Source organism: Legionella bozemanae (assembly GCF_001648595.1).
In the GTDB taxonomy this organism is placed as follows: domain Bacteria; phylum Pseudomonadota; class Gammaproteobacteria; order Legionellales; family Legionellaceae; genus Legionella; species Legionella bozemanae.
On sequence record NZ_LBAW01000003.1, the window covers coordinates 153061 to 168228 of the forward strand.

The following is a 15168-nucleotide window of genomic DNA, read 5'->3' on the forward strand; positions in this document are numbered from 1 at the left end:
TAGTGCCGTTATGGTGCCGCAAAATAAAAAAAATTGTTTTTTTTATTATAAATCATAAGGTTAGTTGGTGGAGGCGGCGGGAATCGAACCCGCGTCCGCAAATCCTCTGCCTTCAGCTCTACATGCGTAGCCGTGTCTTTTGATTTAACTGTGCATTCTCCGACGGGCAGGATACTACACAGCGATTCCCTGAATTTCGCATCTTAATCCGGGAGAGATTAGGACGCTAGCTTATCTCTTATGACCGTTGATTCGATACCGATAAGCGGGCTCGGTCGAACGGGATACTGGGTTTATTGGCCAGTACACAGTGATGGTTTAACTAAAGTGCTTATTAGGCAGCAATAGCTTCCCCACCAGCAAAGTTTTCATCGTTTGCATTTATATTTAGTTGAGTCTGATTTACGAGAGTTCTCATTCTCGGCATGCACCTCTGGTTTTGCAACCCACGTCGAAGCCAGGTCGCCCCCTTTGTACATTTTAAGTATAACATAAAATGTGTGCCGATGAGCAGCTTTCTTTTGAAAATTCAGAGAATGCTTTCCTGGGTTAGGGCTTTTGCCCTTCCCAGGCTTTGCTTTAGCCTTGAATGCCGTTGTGACGTAATAAGGCATCAACCGTTGCCGGGCGGCCTCGGAATTCTTTGTACGCTTCGGCTGCTTTTTTCGAGCTGCCTGCTTCCAAAATGCAATGCAGGAAATCGTGCCCTGTTTTTGGATTTAATACCCCTTCCTCTTCAAAACGGGAAAACGCATCGCTCGATAAAACTTCTGCCCAACTGTAACTGTAGTACCCTGCAGCATATCCGCCCCCAAATATATGGCTAAAGCTCTGCGGAAAACGATTGTAGGGGACAACGGGAATCACACTGGTTTTAGCACGTACGTCAGCGAGGATATTTTCAACGAAGGAATCCTGCTTGGGCGTATACTCTTGATGGATACGAAAATCGAATATGGAAAATTCCATCTGCCGTAACATTGCCATTGCCGATTGGAAATTTTTTGCGGCAATCAAGCGTTCAAAAAGAGACTCGGGAAGCGGCTCACCGGTGTCTACATGCGCGGTCAACACGTCCAAACCACTCTTCTCCCAACACCAATTTTCAAAAAATTGACTGGGTAATTCTACCGCATCCCACTCTACCCCATTAATTCCGGATGCACCCAGATAATCGACCTGAGTTAAAACGTGATGCAAGCAATGGCCAAATTCATGGAATAAAGTGACCACTTCTTCATGCGATAACATCGCAGGCTTATTAGCTGATGCCTTGGCAAAATTACAGGTCAAGGTTGCGATGGGTAATTGTACTTTGCCATTCTCCAACCTTCTGCGGCTTTGTAATGAATCCATCCATGCACCGCTGTGTTTGTTCGGCCTGGCAAATAAATCCGTAAACACATAACCGCGAACCGTACCATGTTCATCGACCACGCAATAGCATTGGACGTCTTTATGCCAAATATCCACGCCCTTTACTTCTTCAATGGACATCCCATAAAGCTTTTTAACGAGATCAAATACACCCTGCATGACCTTAGGTTGAGGAAAATAGGGCCGTAAATCCTCCTGTGACAGGGCAAATAAAGCTTGTCTTCGCTTTTCAGACAAATACGCTACGTCCCAAGGCTTTACGGGTTTAAGCTTAAATTTTTCTTCAGCAAATTGCCGCAATTGCTCGAACTCTGTTGTTGCTTGCGTGTGGATGCGCTGAACCAAATCATCCATAAAATCCCTGACTTGGCTGGTTGATTCTGCCATTTTTGTCGCAAGCGACAGTTCTGCATAGTTGTTAAACCCTAAAAGTTTGGCTTTTTCATGACGTAATGCCAGAATTTCCTGAATCAAAGGCGTATTGTCATAAGTTCCAGCATTAGGACCTTGATCTGAAGCTCGGGTAATAAAGGCTTGGTACATTTCTTCGCGTAACGCACGATCTTCAGCATAAGTCATCACTGCTTGGTAACAAGGGTATTCCAAAGTCAATACATGCCCCCCAAGACCTTTTTCCGCAGCAACTTCTTTCGCAGTATTTAAAGCATGCTCGGGCAGCCCTGCCAAACGTGCTGAATCTTTAATATGTAAGGTAAATGCTTGGGTTGCATCCAAAATATTATGTTCAAATTTATTGGTTAACTCATCCAGACGCGTCTGAATTGCTTCAAAGCGTTTTTTATGTTCCTTGCCCAGAGCAACCCCTGACAATTCAAAATCACGCAAACTATCGGCAATCAACTTTTGTTGCACTGGATCCAGTGCATGTTGGTCAATTGATTTAATGGCCTCATACAATTCATGATTATGACCCATTGCTGATTCATAAGCGGAGAGGAGCGGCAAACACGCATCATAGCATTTGCGTAACTCAGGCGAATCCATGACTCCATGCAAATGAGACATCGGCGACCAAAAACGTTCCAGCTCATCGGCCATATCATCCAAGGGATACATTAGGTTGTCCCAGGTATAATGAGGATTTTCTTTGAGTAAGCGCTCAACCTGTTCCAAATGTTTTTTTAACATGGCATCCAGATGAGATTGAAAATGATTGACATCGATACGGCTAAATTGGGGTAGTCCTACAGTTACTGACATGCTTTACCTTCAAAAATAGATACAAGACCTAAAGCATAGCATTCAATTCACAAAGCCTCTATACCTCAATGAAATCATCGATATAGGCCATTCTCAGGAAATTAAATACAACATAGTGCCATATCTGGATCCATATCTTCCTCATCATGCTCAGGAGTGACATCCAAATCTACAGTAGGCGGCGCTTTAGTGCTAAAAAGACCTAGTCTGGATAATGCGGAGGAACGATCTAGGGTATCCCTAGGCCGCCTGTTGGCTACTTCTTCGGTAAGGGCAAAATTAACAAGACAAACTGTAACTAGGATAAGCGCCCCAATGAACGGTAAAATCGGATTCACGGCAAATACGGGAAGAGCCATACACATCCCTAAAAAAATAAAGACCGTAGTCGCGACATGTGAGCCTAAACGAAACTGTTCTAAAGCGATTTGCTTATCTATGGCTTTAAGATGTTCTTTTATTTGGCGTTCCTCTTTTAGGGTATGCGGTTTGTCGAGCATCGCGGTGTATTGCGAGCGCAGTTCATACAAACGACTCAACTCAACATAAGCCCGGGTCATCGCCCAAATGACATCAAAAGCAAAAACAGCAAGGGATACGTAGAATGCAAAAGGAGCTAATGCTCCGGTTAAATAAAACGTATTAATCAGACCTGAACTAACCCAAACAATATCATTCCCAAATTCAAAATAGCGCCGTTTAATTTGCGCACTAAAGCGCACCATCCAGCCTAATGACTTTTCGTGCTCATCCATCCACCAACCAGGAATAGTATGCTTCAATAAAGAATAGAAATTCACTGCCAGACGTGGTAACCAAAAAAACCAGGCCAAGTGCATAAGAAACGGATCCATTGCTGCATCCATGATTTTTACAAAACGAAGGTATGATTGTGATTCTGTATGCACCAAAGCAAGAAGATCCAATGCGCGTTTTGAACGAACAATGAAAAGACGCCATAAATTGATGTCCAGGATGATATTGCGTAATTCTTGGGTGAAGGAAAAATTTTCAGGGGGTTCTTTTGGCTTTTGAGGAAAACTGGGAATAAGTTCTGCCAATAATTCACGGTACAGATTTTGTTGCGCGCGCAAGCTAAGCACTTCTCTTGGTATGTCCATGTAGTATTGATAGATGTGCTCCAAGAGTTCAGCCATCATCAATGCAGCAATCAATTGTTCGCGTAGTTCTTTCCTATCTATGAGTTTTGGAGAGAGAAATTTAGCCCTGAGTTGTTGCCTCAAAAGACTATATTCCAGGTTCATCACTAAATGCATCGGAATGATTTGACGATAAAAATCAGGACCTAATTTTTTAATATTTTCGGTGAACGTCCAATTCAAAGGATTTTCAGCCTGAGCAAGAGAGAGCTCAGGAAAGGTTTCATGCAAATGTCGAATTAGTGGGGTCATGATGTCCTAAAATATATTTTTGGGATATCAAATAGACAATATTATATTAATCATTCGCTTACTGTCTATAAATAACTTTAAAAGTAAAAAAATAGACCTGATTATATATAAATCTGTACAAAAAGAAAATTTATGAACTGTTTACATTTTTTATTGTTTCTATGCGTGAGTATTTGGCAAGACTAAAGGTGATGTTTTCATCAGCAAGCCCTCCATGATTTGCCTGATTCGAGCTATAATTATAGTTAGGTTAATTTATCGTTAGCATGCTCATAAAATATGACAATGGAGCAAAATTCAATCTTTTTGAAAAAAAATAGTCAAAAATGAAGTTGTTTTCTTGCTGATTCATGTCTTCTGAGCGACAATAGCACACCTAGTTAAGTGTACAAGAGAACTCATGAATCTTTCCAAAGAATTAGCTAATGCCATTCGCATGTTAAGTGTAGACGCAGTAGAACAAGCCCAGTCAGGACATCCAGGAATGCCGTTAGGCATGGCTGATATTGCCACCGTTTTATGGAAGAAGTTTTTAAAACACAATCCGAAAAATCCTCATTGGTTTAACCGCGATCGTTTTGTATTATCCAATGGGCATGGTTCCATGCTGATTTATTCATTGCTGCATCTGAGCGGCTACAACCTCTCATTAGATGATCTGAAGCATTTTCGTCAACTCAATTCGAAAACGCCGGGGCACCCAGAGTTTGGCCACACTCCTGGAGTAGAAACCACTACCGGTCCTTTAGGGCAAGGCTTAGCCAATGCAGTAGGCATGGCTTTGGCAGAACGCGTTCTTGCAACTCACTTCAATCGCGATGATTTGCATCTGGTGGATCACTATACCTATGCCTTTACTGGTGATGGCTGTCTCATGGAAGGTATTTCTCATGAAGCGTGTTCGCTGGCGGGTACTTTGGGTTTAGGAAAGCTGATTGTTTTCTATGATGACAATGGAATTTCTATTGATGGTAAAGTCGAATCTTGGTTTACTGATGATACAGCACAACGCTTTAGAGCCTATCAATGGCATGTCATCGAGGCAGTTAACGGCCACGATATGGATGCGATTGAGCAAGCCATTCTTAAGGCGCAAGCCAATACCACGCAACCCACGCTGATTATCTGCAAAACAGTAATCGGACTCGGTTCTTCCGTAGCTGGTAGTGAAAAAGCTCATGGCTCTGCATTAGGTGCCAAAGACGTTGCCAAGGTACGCGAATTTTTTAAATGGAACCATGAGCCTTTTGTTATCCCGGATACCATTTATCAACAATGGAATCATGCGGAACAAGGGGAAAAAGAAGAGCAACAATGGTTAATGCTTTTGAATGAATACCAACAACACTATCCTCAAGAACATCATGAATTCTTACGCCGTATCAATGGCGATCTTCCCGATGATTGGCAAAGCCAAAGCCATGCATTTTTTGAGCAGTGCCGCAGTAATGACAAAGCCATTGCGACACGTAAGGCTTCTCAACAATGCATCGAACATTTTGCCCGCATGCTGCCTGAAATGCTTGGCGGCTCCGCAGATTTAACCGGTTCCAATAATACCGATTGGTCCGGCAGCAAGGCCATTACTGGCGGGGACTTTACAGGGAATTACCTGTATTATGGCGTACGGGAATTTGGGATGGCAGCCATCATGAATGGTATCGCGGTCCATGGAGGATTTATTCCTTATGGCGGAACGTTCCTGGTTTTTGCCGACTATGCGCGCAATGCGGTACGTTTAAGCGCTTTAATGAAACAACGCGTTATTTATGTCTTTACTCATGATTCGATTGGCTTAGGTGAAGACGGTCCAACACATCAACCAGTTGAGCATGCGTCCATGTTGCGGATGACTCCAGGTATGAGTGTGTGGCGTCCTGCAGATTTAATGGAAACAGCCGTTGCATGGAAACTCGCTTTGGAGCATCATAATGGTCCAACATCCTTACTGCTTTCAAGACAAAATTTACCGGCATTGCCCCACAGTGCAAGCGCAGCAGAATTAATTAAAAAAGGGGGTTATATCATTATGGATTGCGAAGGCACTCCTGATGCCATCTTGATTGCTACGGGCTCGGAAGTTCAACTGGCACTTGCTGCTGCAGCACAAGTGAAAACACGCGGGCTTAAAGTGAGAGTCGTTTCCATGCCTTGTGCAGAACGGTTTCTGGAGCAAGACCAAAGTTATAAAGATGAGGTATTGCCCCAAAACATTCACACGCGTATCGCAATTGAAGCAGCCAGTTCGGCTTATTGGTATCAATTTGTTGGCTTACACGGTGCAGTAATTGGTCTGGATCGTTTTGGCGTCTCGGCTCCAGCAAATCAAGCCTATCAATATCTGGATATTACGGTAGAGCATATAATTAAAACTTTGGAAAAATTAGTACAAAAACATTATTAAAGAATTTGTAGCCTGGGTGAAGCGAAGCGTAACCCGGGAAACGCTCATACATCTCGGGTTACGGCTTTGTCTTTACCCAGGCTGCGATTCACTGCTATGAAGTTAAGTAACGAAGGCGGGAACCCATTTCTAGCGCGGCATAGTGCCACTTTAAGAATAGATTCCCACCTTCGCGGGAATGACAAAAATCCTTAACTTAATGGCAGTGAGACAAGATTAGAAGCTTAACTTGAGATAAGTAACTCATTACTAAAATTGGAGAGAAGTGATATGACAATACGTGTCGCGATTAATGGCTACGGTCGCATTGGCCGTTGTATCCTAAGGGCAATTTTTGAATCCAAAAAACAAAATGAATTTGAAATCGTTGCGATCAATGACTTATCCGCCATTGAGACTACAGCGCATTTGACCCGCTATGACACAACACATGGCCGTTTCACATCCGATGTGAAAGTTGAAGGCGACATGCTCGTGATTGATGGCCATGCAATCAAAATCATTGCCGAGCGTAATCCGCAGAATCTCCCCTGGAAAGAACTAAACATTGATTTAGTTTTAGAGTGTACCGGTTTCTTTACTGAACGAGAAAAAGCAATGCAACACATTACTGCTGGTGCGAAAAAAGTATTGATTTCCGCTCCAGGAAAAAACGTGGATGCAACCATCGTTTATGGAGTGAACCATCAAACACTTAAAGCATCGGACCTCATCGTTTCTAATGCGTCATGCACCACCAATTGCTTGGCACCTGTTGTAAAACCATTAAATGATGTTTTAGGTATTGAACACGGCTTATTGAATACTGTTCATGCCTATACCAATGATCAAATGCTTTTGGATGGAAGCCATGAGGATTTACGTCGCGCTCGTGCAGCAGCTCACTCGATTATCCCAACAAAAACTGGGGCAGCAGCAGCTGTAGGCTTGGTGTTACCTGAATTAGCAGGGAAACTTGATGGCTTTGCAATGCGTGTCCCGGTTCTGAATGTTTCTGTGATTGATTTGACCTTTACCGCAAAGCGTGAAACCACTGTACAAGAAGTGAATGACATTGTACGCCAAGCAAAAAGTCGCATCTTACAAATCAATGATAATCCTTTAGTATCCTGCGATTTTAATCATAACCCGGCATCGTCTATTTTTGATACTACACAAACCAAGGTGTTCGGCAATCTCGTAAAAATAGTCGCATGGTATGATAATGAATGGGGCTTTTCTAATCGTATGCTGGATACAGCACAGCAAATGATGAGTTGCTAAAACCCCAGTTTGGAGATAACTGATGAATCTGATACAAATGAGCGATGTAGACCTGTCTGGAAAACGGGTGCTAATTCGCGAAGATTTGAATGTTCCAATCAAAGATGGAATGATTACCAGTGATCAACGATTACAGGCAGCCCTACCCACTTTGAAAGCTGCCTTGGCTGCTGGCGCTGCAGTTATGGTCTTATCTCATTTAGGGCGCCCCGAAGAGGGAAAAATAGAACGGCGTTTTTCCATGCAACCCATTGCAGAATACTTGCAGGAAAACTTGGACTATCCTGTTCATTTCGTAAGTGATTACCTCAATGGTGTGGATGTTAAACCAGGTGAACTCGTGGTTTGTGAAAACGTACGCTTTAATGTTGGTGAAAAAAATAATGACGAGCAGCTGGCAAAAAAACTTGCCAGCCTCTGTGATGTCTTTGTTATGGATGCTTTTGGTACAGCCCATAGAGCCCAAGCCTCAACGTACGGTGTAGCTCAGTATGCAGCCATTGCCGTTGCAGGCCCTTTATTGGTGCGCGAATTGGATGCTTTGGAAAAAGCGCTTGCTGCCCCCAAAAAACCAATTGTTGCAATTGTTGGCGGTGCCAAAGTTTCTACGAAGCTCAGTTTGTTACGCCAGTTAGTTACCCTTGTTGATTATTTAATCCCTGGCGGCGGTATTGCAAATACCTTCCTCAAAGCACAAGGATTTGAAATTGGCGTCTCCCTTTATGAAGAAGAGCTGCTGCAAGAAGCACGTGAAATTCTCCAGTTAGCTAAAGAAAAAGGGTGCCACATTCCTTTGCCCAGTGATGTTGTGGTAGGCAAATCCTTTAGCGAACATTGTCCGGCCTATAACAAGTCGTTGCAAAATGTTGCCTCTGACGACATGATTCTCGACATCGGTCCTACAACGGTAAGTGAGTATGTCGATATTATTAACGAGGCCAAAACCATCATTTGGAATGGTCCGGTTGGCGTTTTTGAATTTGCACAATTTGCCTATGGAACGCGCGCATTGGCTATTGCAATTGCTGAAAGCGATGCATTTTCAATAGCTGGTGGTGGCGATACGCTTGCAGCGATTGATCTTTATGATCTGAACCAGCAAATTTCTTATGTTTCCACTGGAGGTGGGGCATTTCTTGAGTGTTTGGAAGGAAAGACCTTGCCAGCTGTTGCCATTTTGCAGGAGCGAGCAAAAGATGTTAAGACAAACTAAAATCGTTGCCACCTTAGGACCATCCAGTAGTGATCCGGCAATACTTCGTGCTATGTTAACCGCAGGTGTTGATGTGGTACGCATCAATTTTTCCCATGCAGATGCCTCTGCATTACAGCTCATTGCTTTGGTACGAGGAATTGCTGAAGAATTAAATCGGCCATTGGCAGTAATGGCTGATTTACAAGGACCCAAAATCCGCATTGGCCGCTTCAAAAATAAATCCATCACTTTGGTTGAGGGGCAAGCCTTTACTTTGGATTGCAATGCCCCTGAACTGTTAGGTGATACGAATGAAGTATCTGTGGCTTACCCGAGCCTATCGCGTGAACTGACCCCAGGAGATCACTTACTGCTTAATGATGGTTTAGTTGAATTAGAGGTCAAGAGCATTGCTAACTCCAAAATTCACTGTGTTGTCGTTGAAGGTGGCATCTTAAGTGATCTGAAAGGACTAAATAGAAAGGGTGGTGGATTAGCAGCCAGAACCATGACGGAGAAAGACAAACGTGATTTACGCACCGCCATTGAAGCGGAAGTAGACTACATTAGTTTATCCTTTGTAAAAGATGCCGAAGACATTCGTCATACCCGTGCACTTATGACTCAATTTGGCAAAAAAATACCCGTTATTGCAAAAATTGAACGCACCGAAGCGTTACAATACCTCACTGAAATTATTCAGGAAGCAGATGCAATTATGGTCGCCCGCGGCGATCTAGGTGTTGAAATCGGCGCTGCGGAAGTACCCGCGATTCAAAAACACATCATTGGCGAAGCCCGTCGATTAGACAAAGTAGTGATAACGGCAACACAAATGATGGAATCGATGATTAACAATCCTCAACCTACACGGGCAGAAGTTTCTGATGTTGCCAATGCCATATTGGATGGAACAGACGCGGTGATGTTGTCTGCAGAAACAGCCAGTGGTCAGTTTCCAGTAAAAGTTCTGAGCATGGTTAATAGGATCTGTTTAAGCGCTGAAAAACATGCCAGTTTTTACTATCACACTACGGATGAAACTTGTCATTACCACCGAGCGGATCAAGCAATTGCCATGGCAACAATGCACGCAGCCAATCACTTTCCCATTCAGGCAATTATTACCCTGACAGAATCAGGTGATACCGCTCTATGGATATCACGTCAACAAAGTACAGTCCCTATTATCGCTGTATCGGCTAATAAGCGAACTATAGGTCGTTTGTGCCTTGCCCATAATGTTTTCCCGGTATTCATGAATTATCATCAATTCGCTGCCGAAACATTAAATCAACAAGTGCTTGAGGAATTAATAAAGACAGGCCATTTGGAGAAGAAAAGCTTTGTTTTACTAACTCGCGGCCGAGTAATTGGCACAGCAGGTGGAACAAACAGTATGGAGATTATTCGGGTTTAAATGTAATCTATAATAAGTGTACTGCGGGGTAGAACCTCCGCATACGCATCCATTTATTTTGCGGGTGTAGTTCAATGGTAGAACCTCAGCTTCCCAAGCTGATGGCGTGGGTTCGATTCCCATCACCCGCTCAAAATTGAGTTATGAACTATTTTGATGGATGGATCCCTGCCTACGCAGGGATGACGGAGTGAGCAGGGTGATAGATCCATTAAAATTTTACAAATTTCTAGGGATCACTCAGGCATAAAGCGCGGTACGTAGCGAGGCATTTATAAAAATTCAATTAACTATTCAGTGATTTCTTCTTTTTTCTCATTTCGCGACAAGCCCAGTTTCTCTTTCAAACGTGCTACAACATCTGGATCATATTGTTTTGTTGTTTTATGCTTCACAACTACAGCCGTTGTCTTAGCCGGTTGAGCCGGTGCATTTAACGTATTGTATGTTGAAGAACGTGCTGGATAAGTAGGAAAATGATCCTCTGCAGCCATGGGTGATTGACTCATTATTTTCGCTTGAAAACTCGAGTTTTGCTGATTCGAATTGGATTGAGCTGGTGCTTTTTCTGTCTGAATTTTACGCGCATTTCTAACACTTTTTTCAACACGCTTTTTAATCTTGGCTGCGGCATGTTCTGCTTCTTCTTCAGTTACTACACCGCTCTCATTCCCGTACAAATCAACTCGCATTTCTCGCAGCTTTAAGCATGCCAAATAATCAAGTCGACGCGTAAACAAAACTACTGCTTCCCTTAATTTACTTTTGGAAATACCTACTTCTTCTGCCTTATCCGCAAAAAGCAAAATATCATCCATAATTCCCACTTTTAACGGGCGGATTCGTAACGAATTATCAAATGCCGCAGGGAAATTTGCAGCGAGCCACAATAATGCGTCTGTTCGTGCCTTTTTAGACTTATTTTTTTGAGCTTTATTAATAACGGCAGTGCGTGGGTGCAGCTCTTGTCTTCTCATTAGAGTACCCTTGTTAGATATTGAATGTCATATCCGGAAATGAAATCATTCACATTAAGAATGAGCGCACAATGTACAATGTTTAATGATTGTTTGCAAGCACTCTGAGTCATGTTCAGTAATTGCACATAAAAACTGGAAATCAAAAGTAGAAAAATAAGCGCTGATAGTCCTATAATGAAAACAAGATTGCTTTAATCAGCACACTGATGTTGATACTATTTTCGTTGATATATCTAGCCCGATATATCATTTGAATACGTATGGAGCATATATGACAAATTTCATACAAAAAATGTTTATGCTATTTCTTTCCGTGTTTTTTCCATGGATTGTGTTCTTAATGAATGATAATCCTGGTGCAGCATTTGTTTCCTTAGCCTTACAAGCTACAGTGATTGGATGGCCTTTTGCAACCATTTGGGCATGGCGAACACACTATCCTCCCTCAAAAGAAAAAAAATAACTTATTTCATAAAGGAGAACTATGTTAACTCGTGTTATTGTTAATGGGTCCAAAGGTAAAATGGGCTCCCTAGCCTGCGAAACCCTGCAAAACCATAAGGAATTTGAATTAGTCGCACAACTTGGCAAAGAAGATGATTTGGCACAAGCCATCAAAGACACTAAAGCGCAAATTGTTATTGATCTGACTCGTGCAGATTGTGTTTACCAAAATAGCCTCACGATTATCAATCACGGTGCACATCCTGTTATTGGCACATCTGGACTGCTTCCTGAGCAAATTAAAGAATTAACTGCTTTATGTGAAAGCCGCCGTCTGGGAGGAATTATTGTTCCTAACTTCTCTATAAGTGCGGTCTTGATGATGCTCTTTGCCGCCAAAGCTGCTGAATACTTGCCTGAAGTAGAAATTATTGAAGCACATCATCAACAAAAACTAGATGCACCATCTGGAACTGCTTTAAAAACTGCTGAAATGATTGCCGCAGCACGAAAGAATCCTAAGAGCAAATTACATCTTAAAGAACTAATTCCTGGTGCACGCGGAGGAGTACACTGTGAGGTCAATATTCATTCCTTGCGTCTGCCTGGCGTGATTGCCCGCCAACAAGTCATTTTTGGTAGTGTAGGCGAAACACTAACCATTACGGATGACTGCATTGACCGACGTAGTTTTATGCCTGGAATTGTTTTGTCATGTCAGAAAGTAACAGGATTATCTACATTAATCTATGGACTTGAGCATTTACTCTAATTAAAAAATCCTAAAGCTTCTCCACTGTAGTTGAGTGAAGCAAAGCGAGCAACTCGGAAATTAGTTTGATACTACCCCCTATTTCTTTGCGCTTTGCTTCATCCTAACGTTCCCTTATAAACTATTTACCTCATTAAGATATGACTCTTTAGACTTAGTAAACAAATCGCTCCATTCTTTTACTGTCTTTTCAACTAACTCAGGAAAAAGGGCGTCATTATTTGGCCTTAAAAATGCGCGTAAACGACCATAAACTGAATTAGTAGCCTCGGTACGGCTTTCGTCTGACTCGGGCCGCTCTAATGCAATTTGGAGTATCTTTTCAACCCGAACAATATTATCTTTCCCAGCGGATGGATTCTGCATTAAATCAAAAATTTTCTGTATTCCATCAGGGCTAGTCGGCGGCTCAGGAAAAAATACTGCAGACCACCGTGACCCTGAATCTATCGGAGTAAACAGGCTTTTTTCATTAATTAATGGATGTAAGGCATCATAAAGCCGATTGCAATTTGTTTTACCTAATTGTCGCGCAGCCAAACGACAAAGCAGTGTATTTCCAGGGAATAAATATTCTTTTACTTTTTTAGAACCGCCAATAAAAATATTTTTCACTTCATTATCAGTGGCAATCCGGTCATCCTCTTTAAGCGCCCGCTCATTATCCAGGCGTTTGGTAATCTCAGTGGCTATATCTTCTGGTAAATACCAATCAGGAGTTTTTATTCCCTCGGATCCTGGCGCATTATGCCCTGCATGTTCATGCTGATGGCGGCTCATATACAAATCAGCGACCAAGGACACAAAACGAATGCGATTTTTTTTATCCGAAAGTTCATCAAATACAGGCCAGCTTCCATAGAGTTCTTTATAAAGGATCATGGCATCAGTGTGAATAAGCTCAATCGCTTTCCTGTCCTTGCCGCTCACACAAGAACCATAAGAATAGCCACCAATAGCCAAAATAATCAGCTGCTCCAAAGAACTCAAAAACAATTCTCTGCCAGCATAATCAAAAATCGTTGCCGTCCCTGGTTTTGACTCTAAAACACTTTTATATTGCTCCAAAAGCGTCTGCAGCCCTGGGGTCGAAGAAACATATTTTTTCGCAACAGCCAATAAATTCAAACCGTCTTTATCATTTGACGGAGTATAATAAATCCGTTTTGCTATATTATAGGGGTGATTGCTTTGGAGAATTGCTTGCGTTTTTGCTCGCCGTTCTACAGCAGCTCGCGCTAATTTGTACAGCTCCAAATCCGGAGGTAATGTTGGTAAATAATCCGTTATCCAGTTCGGCACATAGTCTGCTGCATGAATTGGACTAATCAGCGTTTGTAACAGTGCAAGCTGCTCTGACTTCGAATGCTCCATCACTTTAGCAAGATTTGAATCGCTATGGCGCTGTTGAACTGCCTGTGGCCATTCCAATCCATCACGCGTGGCAATATGGCTCGAGCGATACCGCTTCTTGGAGAGTTCACGAATTTTTCCTTCACGGCTTACTGCCAATAAACTGTGAGCCGCATAATTTGCAGGTAAAGGCAGTGTTCGATGGCGGCTGGATAAAAAGGTAACTGCATCTTCTTCCCGCTCAAACTCTTTAAGTACATGCCCCAGGAAAAACTGCTGATGATGAGGTAATACCCAATACCATTGTGGAATACTTGAAATGTGCCCCACTGTGTCAGCGCATTCCCTCTTAAAATTCTCTGAGGTGAGCAGCGTTTTAAACTGGTTTAAGTTTTTATCCAAATTATAAGGGTCAGCCGCCAAAATTCGCATCATTTCTCGCAGATGCGGGCTCAGCTGATTAAACCATGCAGGAAGCGGTGAAGATCCCGTAGCAATTTGTTGTAGGTCTGTAACCAAACTGATTGCTTTCTTTTTTATTGATTTCCAATTGAGTAAGAAATCATTAAAATCATGAACCACTTCAGTAGGGCTTTCGATTGCTCGATCCAGATTGCAAAAATAAGCTTGTTGATACTCATTAAGAGCATAAAACCAGGGTGGAGTTTTCGGATATTTTTCTTTTTTTATTTGCTTTAATTCATTTAGAAATTGATCGTAGTAAGGAGGAAGTGACTCGTCGAGCTGGATAATATAGTCATCCTCTCCCAGCTTCATAGGCGTTAATGTTGCCAGATCATAGCGGCCATGACGCATTAAGTCATACTGCTCCGCCTCGTTCAAAAGCTCAAATGCTTCTTTAATAGAAACACCCCATACCAAAGCAATCACTTCCAGTAATTTGGCAGTATATCGTTCCAACTCTACATGCAGTTCATCCGGTGAGCCCTTTGCTTCTAATGCACTATCTTTACATTCACCTACATATTCTTCCAAAGTGCTTTTGGCTAAAAAGCTGCTCTGAGGCGGTAGTGGGTATGCATCAAGAAGAAAGGAGAACGCATTACGAAAACTATTAATCCGTCGCTCATAACTGCGGTGATTATCGGGCTTCTGGTGGTAAGTTTCTAGAATATAGCCAGGAAAGCGAATTTCTAAGGCCTGGAGTACTTCGTGTGGTAATTCGGTACCATAAGGTACACGTAAAATAATTCCTTTTCCCATCGATTAATTTCCTTAACTACTTACCCCAGTTCAAAATAACGCCGGTGCAAAGCGATTCAAAAAGAGGTTATTTTAGTCCTAATCTCTTCGTTATTATTGTATA

The 15168-nt window shown here is 42.4% G+C and carries 10 protein-coding genes, 1 tRNA gene and 1 other RNA gene; 7 read left to right on the forward strand and 5 right to left on the reverse strand.

Features of this window, described 5'->3' with window-relative positions; all coding sequences use genetic code 11:
- Window positions 1–65: 65 nt before the first annotated feature.
- The 3 genes from ssrA to A8O27_RS03915 form a co-directional block, all read right to left on the reverse strand.
- Window positions 66–470: a transfer-messenger RNA gene (ssrA, locus tag A8O27_RS03905) on the reverse strand.
- A gap of 109 nt (window positions 471–579) precedes the next feature.
- Window positions 580–2598 (reverse strand): M3 family metallopeptidase, encoded by a 2019-nt coding sequence (locus tag A8O27_RS03910; RefSeq protein ID WP_058458389.1) that lies wholly within the window; start codon window positions 2596–2598, stop codon window positions 580–582.
- 101 nt (window positions 2599–2699) lie between these two features.
- The gene (locus A8O27_RS03915; protein ID WP_058458388.1) at window positions 2700–4010 is read right to left on the reverse strand and encodes a hypothetical protein; all 1311 of its coding nucleotides are present in this window, start codon (window positions 4008–4010) and stop codon (window positions 2700–2702) included.
- A gap of 400 nt (window positions 4011–4410) precedes the next feature.
- On the opposite strand from A8O27_RS03915, the gene tkt reads away from it, so the two are divergent.
- From tkt to A8O27_RS03940, 5 genes are all read left to right on the forward strand, one after another.
- Window positions 4411–6414 (forward strand): transketolase, encoded by a 2004-nt coding sequence (tkt, locus tag A8O27_RS03920; RefSeq protein ID WP_058458387.1) that lies wholly within the window; start codon window positions 4411–4413, stop codon window positions 6412–6414.
- Between the two features lie 270 nt (window positions 6415–6684).
- Window positions 6685–7677 carry a type I glyceraldehyde-3-phosphate dehydrogenase gene (gap, locus tag A8O27_RS03925; RefSeq protein ID WP_058458386.1) on the forward strand — a complete coding sequence of 331 codons (993 nt, stop codon included), beginning with the start codon at window positions 6685–6687 and terminating at the stop codon, window positions 7675–7677.
- A 22-nt stretch (window positions 7678–7699) separates the two neighbouring features.
- Window positions 7700–8890 carry a phosphoglycerate kinase gene (locus tag A8O27_RS03930; protein WP_058458385.1) on the forward strand — a complete coding sequence of 397 codons (1191 nt, stop codon included), beginning with the start codon at window positions 7700–7702 and terminating at the stop codon, window positions 8888–8890.
- Window positions 8874–10292: a pyruvate kinase gene (gene pyk, locus A8O27_RS03935; protein ID WP_058458384.1), complete on the forward strand. Its 1419-nt coding sequence runs from the start codon at window positions 8874–8876 to the stop codon at window positions 10290–10292. Before A8O27_RS03930 ends, pyk begins: the two co-directional genes overlap by 17 nt.
- Window positions 10293–10352: 60 nt before the next feature.
- Window positions 10353–10423: transfer RNA gene (locus A8O27_RS03940), tRNA-Gly, on the forward strand.
- 159 nt (window positions 10424–10582) lie between these two features.
- Here A8O27_RS03940 and A8O27_RS03945 read toward each other — a convergent pair.
- Window positions 10583–11269 (reverse strand): ProQ/FinO family protein, encoded by a 687-nt coding sequence (locus tag A8O27_RS03945; protein ID WP_058458383.1) that lies wholly within the window; start codon window positions 11267–11269, stop codon window positions 10583–10585.
- A 274-nt stretch (window positions 11270–11543) separates the two neighbouring features.
- Here A8O27_RS03945 and A8O27_RS03950 point away from each other — a divergent pair, with 274 nt between their 5' ends.
- Together A8O27_RS03950 and dapB are read left to right on the forward strand one after the other, a co-directional pair.
- The gene (locus tag A8O27_RS03950; RefSeq protein WP_058458382.1) at window positions 11544–11735 is read left to right on the forward strand and encodes a hypothetical protein; all 192 of its coding nucleotides are present in this window, start codon (window positions 11544–11546) and stop codon (window positions 11733–11735) included.
- Between the two features lie 21 nt (window positions 11736–11756).
- Window positions 11757–12488 carry a 4-hydroxy-tetrahydrodipicolinate reductase gene (dapB, locus tag A8O27_RS03955; RefSeq protein WP_058458381.1) on the forward strand — a complete coding sequence of 244 codons (732 nt, stop codon included), beginning with the start codon at window positions 11757–11759 and terminating at the stop codon, window positions 12486–12488.
- Window positions 12489–12602: 114 nt separating this feature from the next.
- Here dapB and A8O27_RS03960 read toward each other — a convergent pair whose 3' ends face one another.
- Window positions 12603–15065: a hypothetical protein gene (locus A8O27_RS03960; RefSeq protein ID WP_058458380.1), complete on the reverse strand. Its 2463-nt coding sequence runs from the start codon at window positions 15063–15065 to the stop codon at window positions 12603–12605.
- Window positions 15066–15168 lie beyond the last annotated feature (103 nt).